The 8,810-nt window shown below is 68.1% G+C and carries 8 protein-coding genes; 2 read left to right on the forward strand and 6 right to left on the reverse strand.

Annotated elements, in window-relative coordinates; all coding sequences use genetic code 11:
* Positions 1-167 precede the first annotated feature (167 nt).
* From WI697_RS24035 to WI697_RS24050, 4 genes are all read right to left on the reverse strand, one after another.
* A complete protein-coding gene (locus tag WI697_RS24035; protein WP_345960204.1) occupies positions 168-1,322 on the reverse strand; it encodes an ABC transporter permease in 1,155 nt (384 codons plus the stop codon).
* On the reverse strand, positions 1,319-2,251 hold the full coding sequence (locus tag WI697_RS24040) for an ABC transporter permease (RefSeq protein ID WP_345960205.1): 933 nt from the start codon (positions 2,249-2,251) through the stop codon (positions 1,319-1,321). Before WI697_RS24040 ends, WI697_RS24035 begins: the two co-directional genes overlap by 4 nt.
* Positions 2,244-3,017, reverse strand: a complete 774-nt coding sequence (locus tag WI697_RS24045) for an ABC transporter ATP-binding protein (RefSeq protein ID WP_014748479.1) — start codon at positions 3,015-3,017, stop codon at positions 2,244-2,246. Before WI697_RS24045 ends, WI697_RS24040 begins: the two co-directional genes overlap by 8 nt.
* Positions 3,018-3,638: 621 nt before the next feature.
* Positions 3,639-4,106, reverse strand: a complete 468-nt coding sequence (locus WI697_RS24050) for a helix-turn-helix domain-containing protein (protein ID WP_062767119.1) — start codon at positions 4,104-4,106, stop codon at positions 3,639-3,641.
* 482 nt (positions 4,107-4,588) lie between these two features.
* On the opposite strand from WI697_RS24050, the gene WI697_RS24055 reads away from it, so the two are divergent.
* Positions 4,589-5,104, forward strand: coding sequence for a PAS domain-containing protein (locus WI697_RS24055; RefSeq protein WP_345960206.1), 516 nt, complete (start codon positions 4,589-4,591; stop codon positions 5,102-5,104).
* Positions 5,105-5,127: 23 nt separating this feature from the next.
* Here WI697_RS24055 and WI697_RS24060 read toward each other — a convergent pair whose 3' ends face one another.
* Both WI697_RS24060 and WI697_RS24065 read right to left on the reverse strand, forming a co-directional pair.
* Positions 5,128-6,747, reverse strand: a complete 1,620-nt coding sequence (locus WI697_RS24060) for an EAL domain-containing protein (RefSeq protein ID WP_345960207.1) — start codon at positions 6,745-6,747, stop codon at positions 5,128-5,130.
* Between the two features lie 267 nt (positions 6,748-7,014).
* The gene (locus tag WI697_RS24065) at positions 7,015-7,857 is read right to left on the reverse strand and encodes a fumarylacetoacetate hydrolase family protein (RefSeq protein WP_345960208.1); all 843 of its coding nucleotides are present in this window, start codon (positions 7,855-7,857) and stop codon (positions 7,015-7,017) included.
* 170 nt (positions 7,858-8,027) lie between these two features.
* On the opposite strand from WI697_RS24065, the gene WI697_RS24070 reads away from it, so the two are divergent.
* Entirely contained in the window at positions 8,028-8,630 is a 603-nt protein-coding gene (locus WI697_RS24070) for a 2-hydroxychromene-2-carboxylate isomerase (RefSeq protein ID WP_345960209.1), read from the forward strand.
* Positions 8,631-8,810 lie beyond the last annotated feature (180 nt).

The following is an 8,810-nucleotide window of genomic DNA, read 5'->3' on the forward strand; positions in this document are numbered from 1 at the left end:
CGTCTCCCTCGTCATCATCTGTCCCGGACCGGCCGCCGGCGGGGTTTGCCCCCGTTGTGGGGCGGCGGCGGATCGCGGGGTCTCCCCTCAAAATCATCCACGGGCGGGCCGAAGCCTCCGATGGTCCCGCCCGGGACGCCGTCTCCGCATCAGCTGGCCGGGCGCCGTCAGCGCCCGCGCATCGCGGGATGCCAGAAGGTCACGCGCCGCTCGATGAACGACAGCGCGGCATAGGTGCCGGAGCCGGCAATGGCGGCTACCAGGATCGTCGCCCAGACCACGTCGACATTCATCCGCGCGACCTCGGTGCTGATCCTGAAGCCCATGCCGACCACGGGCGTGCCGAAGAATTCCGCCACGATGGCCGCGATCAGGGCCAGCGTCGCACTGATTTTCAGCCCGTTGAACAGGAAGGGCAATGCGTTCGGCAACCGGGCGACCAGAAGCGTGGTGGCATGGGATGCGGCATAGGATCGCATCAGGTCCAGTTCCTGCCGCGAGGTGGCGGAAAGCCCCGCCAGCGTGTTCACCAGCATCGGGAACAGCGTGGTCACCACCACCACCGCCGCCTTGGACGGCCAGTCGAAGCCGAACCACATCACCATGATCGGTGCGACGCCCACGATGGGGGCGGCGCTCATCAGATTGGCGACCGGCAGCAGGCCGCGGCGCAGGAAGGCGACGCGATCGGCCGCCACACCCAGCAGGATGCCGGCGGTGCAGCCGATCAGATAGCCGCGCAGCGCCCCCTTCCACACGGTCTGCACGAAATCCTGCCACAGTACCGGCAGGTTGGCGGCAAAGGCGGCGCCGATCGCCGATGGCGGCGGCAGCAGCACCGCCGGCACGCCGAAGCCCAGGCAGCCGCCCTCCCAGGCATAGAGCAGCGTCAGGCCCAGGGCGGCCGGCGGCAGCAGCCGCACCGGCAGCGAGGTCTCGGGCAGGCGCGCGACCAGGGCGATGCCGCGAAAGGCCGCGGCCATCGCAGCGAGCCCGGCAAGGGTGTAGCCCGCACCGCCTTCGCCGAAGCCGACCGTGCCGCTGCGCAGCGCCACGAGCGTGGCGATGGCGGTGAGGGCCGCCCCTGCCAGCACCAGCGGCCCGCGCATGCCGCTTCGCCGGGGCCGAAGCCCCGCCAGCGCAAAAAGCAGGATGCCGGCGATCATCAGCAGAACGGTCAGATCGGCATTGCCGATCCAGGTGCCGCCCGTGGTGGACAGGGGCAGCAGCAGGGCGACGAGCCCCATCAGGCCCCAGACGGCATCCAGACCGCGGGAGACGGGCTGGAGAGGGGCAGAGGGTGCGGTGGATGCCGTGGTCATCGCGCACCTCCGCTCTGGCGGACCACGATCCGCTCGGCCAGCGCCACCGCCTGGACCAGCAGGGCCGAAAGCAGCGAAGCCACGATCAGCGCCGCCCAGATCTGGGTGGTCTGGCCGTAATAGGATCCGGCGAGCAGCCGGGTGCCGAGCCCGGCCTGGCCGCCGGTCGGCAGCTCGCCCACGATCGCCCCCACGAGTGCGGCGGCGATCGCCACCTTCAGGCTGGCGAAGAGATAGGGCAGGGCGGCCGGCAGACGCAGCTTCAGGAAGACCTGCAGCGGCGTCGCGTTATAGGAATGCATCAGATCCATATGCAGCGGATCGGCGGAGCGCAGCCCCTTGGTCATGCCGATCGCGACCGGGAAGAAGCACAGATACATCGAGATCACCGCCTTGGGCAGCAGGCCGGTGAAGCCCAGATTGCCCAGCACCACCACCACCATCGGCGCGATCGCCAGGATCGGCACCGTCTGCGAGGCGACGATCCAGGGCAGCACGCCGCGTTCCAGCGGCCTGAGTGCGGCCATGCCGACCGCAAGGCCCAGGCCCAGAAGAGAGCCCAGCACGAAGCCGGCCAGGGTCGATTGCGCGGTCGCGATCACATGGGTGATCAGGTTGCGGACATTGCCGACCGGCCGCTCGGTCGACGAGGTGACGATCTCCACCACCACCTGATCGGGTGTGGGCAGAACCGGCCGCCGCTGGGTGAAAGCCTCGGTCATCAGCTGGGAAAAGCCGGGCTCGGTGATGCCCTTGCGGGCCAGCTGTTCCGCCGCCTGGGGGGTGTTGAGCAGATAGGCCGCGGCATACCAGATCACGATCACCAGAAGGGCGACCGTCGTCACCGGCAGGATGTCGGCGCCTCTTTCGGCCAGCGCGCGGCCCAGGCGGCCGGAGCGCGGGGCAGGCCCGGCTGCAAGCTCAGTCATAGGAATGGCCCTTGGCGAGGCCCGCCCTGACCAGGGCCGCGACCCGCTGGAATTCGGCGCTCTCGCGCATCTCCAGCGTGCGCTCCGCCGGCAGGTCGCAGACGATCTCTTCCAGGATCCGGCCCGGGCGCGGGCTCATCACGATGATCCGGTTCGACAGGAACACCGCTTCGGAAATCGAATGGGTCACGAAGACGCAGGTCAGCCCGGTCTGCCGCCAGAGCGCATTCAGCGCCAGGTTCAGATGGTCGCGGGTGATCTCGTCGAGCGCACCGAAGGGTTCGTCCATCAGCAGCAGTTCGGGCGCGAAGGACAGTGCGCGGGCGATGGATGCCCGCTGTTGCATGCCGCCCGACAGCTGCCAGGGGTATTTGCGGGCGAAACCGTCCAGCCCCACCAGGGCCAGCTTTTCGCGCGCGATCGCCTGGCGCTCGGCCTTGGGGCGGCCTGAAAGCTCCAGCGGCAGCATGACGTTGCGTTCCACATTGCGCCAGGGCATCAGCGCCGGCGCCTGGAAGACATAGCCATAGGCATGGGCGCGGCGCGCCTCGTCGGGCGTGCGGCCGGTGACGGTGATGCTGCCGCCGGTCGGCTGCTCCAGGTCGGCGATCACCCTGAGCAGCGTGGTCTTGCCGCAGCCCGACGGGCCGATCAGCGACACGAAATCCCCCGGGCGAATGTCGATATCGACGTCGCTGAGTGCATGAACCGGCTGATCGGCGGTCTGGTAGACCAGCGACAATCCGCGTGCGGACACCGCCGCCATCCCCGTCTTCCCCGTCATCCCGGCACTCCGTCCCCCCCGTTTCCCGGTCGGTTTGGTCATCGGCGGTCCACCCTTCGCGGGTGCCGACCGGTGCGCGCGCCTGTCATCGCGCGTCCTGTCGATGGTCATCGGTCCTGCCATGCGTCTCGGCCTCACGAGCTGGCCCGCGGCGATGTCGGCACCGGTCTCCCTCCGCTGCCGCCCGCCACTCTTTGTCTCTGCTGGTGCAATCCCCGGGCCAAGGGCGCACCTTATTTTACGATCGGGGTTCAACCCATTGTCCGCAAGAGGTTTTTGCCTGACCGATCGGATAGGTTTCGGCGGATTTTCCCCAGAAGAACAGTCACGGCCGTGCAGGCACGGTCGCGGATGGTTTGCGTAAACTTTGGACAATTCGCCGGCCATGCATAATTGTTGTGCACGTATCCTGGCCGGCCGATCGATCCTCCCGTTTCGGATCGTAACCCGCGCGTCGCGGGGAGGCGAGGGGGAAGCCGGATGTCGCGGGTTGAACCCCGCCCTCCGGAACAGCTTGCGCGAAACGAAGGGGGCCGCACCGACGATCGTCGGTGCGGCCCCCGGCTTGCCATCAGGGATGGCCGGCAGTGCGGACGGGAGGGATCAATGCATGGCGCTGGTCTGATCGAGATCGAGATCGTCATCCCCCGCTTCGGCACCCTCGGCTGCGGCAGCGCTGCTCAAGGCGGCGATCAGGTCGGTGATCGCCCGGCGCGCGGTGGCATCCGAAATCGAGGCGAGCCGGGTGCTGGCCTCGATCATGCCGCGGCTGATCCGGTTGCGGCGGAGCACCTTGGGTCCGTCGTCCAGCCGGTCGAGCAGCGCCGAGGGCGGGACATCCAGGATTCCGGCCAGACGATAGAGCGCACAGGCGCTGATCCGGTTCTGCCCCTTTTCGTATTTCTGCAGCTGCTGGAAGCTGATGCCCAGCTGGGTGGAGCAGGCTTCCTGACTGAGGCCGCGTGCCAGCCTGAGCGTCCGGATCCGCCGGCCGATGGCGCGGTTGATCTCGGTTTCGATGTCGCGCCGGTTCGTGCCCGGGGCGGTTTCGGGTGCAGCGGGGTCTGGCATGGCCGATGCCGGCGTAACGGCACCGGGCGGGGCGGTTGTCGGGTGACCGGGGGCGCAATGAGCGGAACGAAGGTCCGGCGCGGCGGCCGCCCCACCGGGCGACCGGCCGCCCGCAGGCGGGGTGATGTGATGACGCATCTTCGACGACCTCGTCTTGGCGACTGGTTTCGGCGTGATCCTGTGCATCCGCGTGAGTGGGCTGCGGCAGCTTTCAGGTTCTTATCCGGCAACTCATCCGGCGGATGGCCTCTTCTCGGGCTTCAAACGTCATGATAGTGCAATGGCGGCAAAAATCCCGCATTTTCGTCGGGATTGGCGCGTTATACGCTTATTTAATACACGTATTTAACGTTTTAGGTGGTAAACGCGTTGCGTGTTGCACCACCTGATCACTTCCTGTTGCAGGCGTGGGAAAGGTCGGCGAGGGTGCAGACGATGGGCGGCATGATCCGGCCCGATGGCGGCAAGGGGGCGTCGGCAAGGTGTCCTATATCGTCGAAGCGACACTCGATGGTCTTGACCAGCGGCTGATGCCGGTGCTGGCTATCTGGCAACGGGCGATCGCGGCCGGACGGCCCCTTCGGCGGCGGGATCTGGATCCACTCGCCTTTCCTCATCTGCTGGCCACCAGCTATCTGATCGATGTGGTTCCACAGGAGCAGGACGGCGCCGAAGGCCACCCCGCGATCCGCTATCGCTACCGGCTGATCGGCTCCACGATCGTCGAGCGGCTGGGCCGCGACCGGACCGGATGGTGGTTGGACGAGGTCTACCCGCCCGAGACCTTCCGGATGGTGGCGGGCAGTTTCGATGAGGTCCTCCGCCGTCGTGCGCCGGTGCGGTCGCATGGCGACACGGGCTTTGCCAATTCGCGGGCGCATTATCTGTTCGACGCGCTGGAACTGCCGCTGGTAGGGGACGGCATGGACGACCCCGACCGGATCACCGCCATTTTCGGGGTGCTGTGTCTGACCCTGTGGCCGGCGATTGAACCCTGACGGGGTGCCGGCGGATGAACCGCTCAGGCCCGCCGCCGGTTCGCCAGCGGTGCTGCCGGCAGATGGCCGTCGACATAGCTGCAGAAGGCGTTGCCGTCCATCGCGCGCGCATAGAGCCAGCCCTGGCCGTAGGTGACGCCGCGGGCGATCAGATAATCCGCCTGGGCCTGATGTTCGACGCCTTCCGCCGCGACATCCAGGCCGAGTGTCGCCGCCAGCGACAGGATATGGCCCATCACGTCGTCGGCGGCAGACCCGCTGCCGATGCCGTCGACGAAGGTCTTGTCGAGCTTCAGCCCGTCCACCGGCAGGGTGGCAAGATAGGCGAGGCTGGAATAGCCGGTGCCGAAATCGTCGATGGTCAGCCGGTAGCCGGCATCGCGGAAGCTGCGCATGGAGCTTTGGGCGCGTCTGGCATCGATCAGGGTGCGTTCCGTCGCCTCCAGCACGATCTGGGCGGCCGCCACGCCGTGGGTCTTGCGCAGCCGGTCGAGCCGGCCGCGGACCCGGTCGCTTTCCACATCCGAAGCCGACAGGTTGATCGCGATCCAGACCGAGGGGCGCGCCGCCAGAAATTTGCCGAGATCGGCGAAGACGTGCTCGATGATCTCGTCGGTCAGCCGCTCGATCAGCCCTTCGGCCTCGGCAACCGGAATGAAGCGGTCGGGCGAGATCATGCTGCCGTCGCGCTGCTGCCAGCGGACCAGCGCCTCGCCCCCCAGGCAGGCGCCGTCGGCCAGGCGCACGATCGGCTGATAGACCACCCGGAACTCGCCGCGCGCCAGCCCCCGGCGGATGCGGGCGCCCATGGTGTCGCCGCGCCGGACAAGGGTGATGATCAGCCAGAAGATGATGCCGCCGCTGGCGAGCCCGGGCAGCCCCATCAGCAGGGCCTGTTCCCGCCAGGTTTCGATCACCACGCTGACGGGTTCCGAGGCGAGCGCCATGGCGGAGCCGTCGCGGGCGATGGCCGCCACCACCAGCCGGTCGCCCAGGCGGATGGCCTCTGGTTCGTTCTGGTTGCGGAACCGGTCGACCATATCCGACAGGATGGCGCGTTCGGGGCGGGTACGCACGCCCAGCACCTGGCCGGTGCCGAGGGCGACCATGCTCAAGACGACGCGCGGTTCCGCCAGGACCAGATCATAGATCTGTTCGGTATCCAGAAACACGGCATAGGGGCCGCGGGCGATCACCGTGGTGCGGCTGGCGGCGCGGGCGCTGTCGTCCAGACCGGGGGGCAGGCGGTCATACCAGATCCGCATGTCGCCTACCGACATGTCGGGCAGGGGCAGGGGCATCGGGCTGTCGAGCCGGCCCGCCCCCGTGCAGACCACGCGCCCCTCGTCCACCACCCCCACCTCGCGAACGCCGCGACTGGCGAAGGCGGCAGTGCGAAGGCGCGCAAGGCCCGCGGGCGTACAAGCGTCGGCGACGGGAACGGCCGCCATGGCGGCAAGGGCGCGGGTGGCATCCTCCTGCAGGCGTTCCGATCGGGTGAGCATTTCCCGGGTGGCCCGGATCAGCAGATCGGTTTCCACCCGGCGGGCGTTTTCCCAGGCGATCCACAGGCTGCCTGCCACCGGCAACGCCCCGATGAGCGTCGCCAGCGTCAATGTCACCGCAAGCACCCGTCCGCGCATGCCATCACCCTGGAATGCCGCTCCGCCGGCTGTCACCGCCGTCCGGACGAGAGCGCCGGCCATCGCGCCCGCCCCCCGCAATCCGGCCGTGCCCGCCCGCAATCCGGCCGTGCATCGTATGAACCCGGGATTGATCGATCACCGGACAGCTTGCCGGATGCCCGATTGTAGACGGCTCAGGGGGATGGCGTCCACATGCAGCCGACGCGACCCCCCGATTCCCGGGATGCAAGACCCCGGCATGTTAAGAGCATGCAAAGGCGGGCGTTATCCTTCCCTCACCCGGGTGGATTGGCGGCCCAGGCCTTCGACTTCCAGTACCATGTGATCGCCCGGCTTCAGGAAGCGCCAGGGCCTGGCGCCCATGCCGACGCCGGCGGGCGTGCCGGTGGTCACCAGATCGCCCGGCTCCAGCGTCATGAAGCGGCTGAGATAGGACAGAACCTCGGCCACGCCGAAGACCTGATCGGCGGTGGTGCCGTCCTGCCGGCGCTCGCCGTTCAGCTCCAGCCACAATTTCAGCGCCTGCGGGTCGGGGATCTCGTCGGCGGTGACCAGCCAGGGGCCGACGGGACCGAAACCGTCGGCCGACTTGCCCTTGGTCCACTGGCCGCCGCGGTCCAGCTGGAAGCTGCGCTCGGAGATGTCGTTGACCGTGCAATACCCGGCGACGCCGGCCAGCGCCTCTTCGGGGCTCACCCGCTTCAGCACCCGGCCGATCACGACGCCGAGTTCGACCTCCCAGTCGGTCCTGGCGGCATCCGTCGGCAGGATCAGATCGTCTTCCGGGCCCGCAATGCACGAGGTGGCCTTGTGGAAGATCACCGGTTCGGTGGGCAGGGCCATGCCGGCTTCGGCCGCGTGGTCACGATAGTTGAGCCCGATGCCGATGAACTTGCCCGGCCGCGCGATGCAGGCACCCAGGCGGACCGGGCCGTCGACCGCCGGCAGGCTGGCCGGGTCGATGGCCTTCAGCCGGTCCAGGGTGGCAAGGTCGAGCGTGGCGGGGCCGAGATCGGCGATCCGGCCTGAAAGGTCGCGCAGGCCGCCATCGGGGCCGAGAAGACCGGGGCGTTCCTGGCCGGGCAGGCCGTAACGGACGAGACGCATCGGAAAGTCCTGTGATCATGGGGTGGGTCCGGGGGCATCCTGCCACGAAATCTCCCGAGCGCGATGCTTCGGGTCCACGGGGTGGGCAGTCTGCCGGCAACTTTGCGCAGGGCGTGTTCTCCATGATAGAAGAATGTCCGACGGCATCACCCCAGGCGATGGAAAAGCCCATGACCGCCCCGATCGAGTTCTGGTTCGACTTCAGTTCCGCCTATGCCTATTTCGCATCGCACGAGATCGAGGCCCTGGCCGCCCGCCATGGCCGGCAGGTGATCTGGCGGCCCTATATGCTGGGCGTGGCCTTCAAGGCCACGGGCATGCGCGGGCTGAGCGGCACGCCGCTGAAGGGGGATTATGCCCGCAACGACTGGCGGCGCATTTCGCGGGAGACCGGCATTCCCTTCACCCTGCCGCCCGGCCACCCGATCGTGGCGCTGCCCGCCTCGCGCGCCTTCTATTGGATCGAGGCGCGCGATCCCGCGGCGGCGGTGGTCTTCGCCCGGGACGCCTTCCATGCCTATTACGTCGAACAGGCGGACATGACCGATCCTGCCGTCGTGGCCGGCGTGGCTGCCCGCCGCGGGCTGGATGCGGAAGAGGTTCTGGCCGGCATGGCCGATCCGGCGATCAAGGAGAAGGTGAAGACGATTTCGGAAGAGGGGGTCGCCAGGGGCGTGTTCGGATCGCCTTTCGTGCTGGTGGACGGCGAACCGTTCTGGGGCTGGGACCGGCTGGCGATGGTCGATCGCTGGCTGGCGCGCGGCGGCTGGTGATCGTCGCGCCGCTGCCGCACCAGGGGAATCGCATTTGAAAATCCCGGGTAGCGGAATGTTCAAAGATGGATTCTTTATTCGGTTCCAAGGAGGAACCGATGCCATCTCTGATCACCATCCTGCGCCAAGTGCCCGACCCGCGCACGGGTAACGCGAGACGCCATGAGCTTCTGGACCTCC

The organism is Tistrella mobilis, from assembly GCF_039634785.1.
Classification (GTDB): domain Bacteria; phylum Pseudomonadota; class Alphaproteobacteria; order Tistrellales; family Tistrellaceae; genus Tistrella; species Tistrella mobilis.